Origin of the sequence: Brevibacterium otitidis (assembly GCF_042429315.1) — a bacterium.
Lineage (GTDB): Bacteria > Actinomycetota > Actinomycetes > Actinomycetales > Brevibacteriaceae > Brevibacterium > Brevibacterium otitidis.
Genome location: NZ_JBHMAU010000082.1, coordinates 1 through 633, shown reverse-complemented (window position 1 = coordinate 633; position 633 = coordinate 1). Strand labels below are relative to the sequence as shown.

Annotated in this window: 1 protein-coding gene; it reads left to right on the top strand. The window is 63.0% G+C overall.

The genetic code is table 11. The features are described from left to right. A partial coding sequence (locus tag ACFFN1_RS13540; RefSeq protein WP_376841357.1) for an IS1634 family transposase occupies window positions 1-633 on the top strand: 633 nt, incomplete at both ends.

The window sequence follows — 633 nt, the reverse complement described above, 5'->3', positions numbered from 1 at the left end:
GCTGATGCCGGGATGCTCTCAGCAGCCAACCTCAAAGAGCTCGATGAAGCCGGACTGCGGTTCATCGTCGGCTCCAGAGTAACGAAAGCACCCAACGATCTGGCCTCACATTTCCGGTGGCACGGGGATGCGTTCACCGACGGGCAGATCGTCGACACCGTCACCCCACGCTACGGCAGAACGGCCACGAACGACGTCCTACTGCGCAAGGAACCAGAGTGGAATCCAGAGCAGATGGGCAAGGACTGGCGGGCAGTATGGGCATTCTCACGCAAACGGGCGCTGCGGGATCAGCAGACCCTGAACCTCCAGGCCAACCGCGCTCAAGAGATCATCGCCGGGCAACGCCAGGTGAAGTCAGCGAGATTCGTCAAGACCACAGCAGCCGGGCGGAAACTCGACGAAGCCGCGCTCAAGCGGGCCCGCCGCCTGGTCGGACTCAAGGGCTACGTCACGAACATCCCCGCGACCCGGATGCCCGCCGAGGAGATCATCAGCTCGTATCACGACCTGTGGCGGGTCGAGCAGTCCTTCCGCATGGCGAAGTCCGACCTAGCAGCCCGACCGATCTTCCACCACACCCGGGACGCAATCGAAGCGCACCTGACCATCGTGTTCACCGCACTGGCAGTC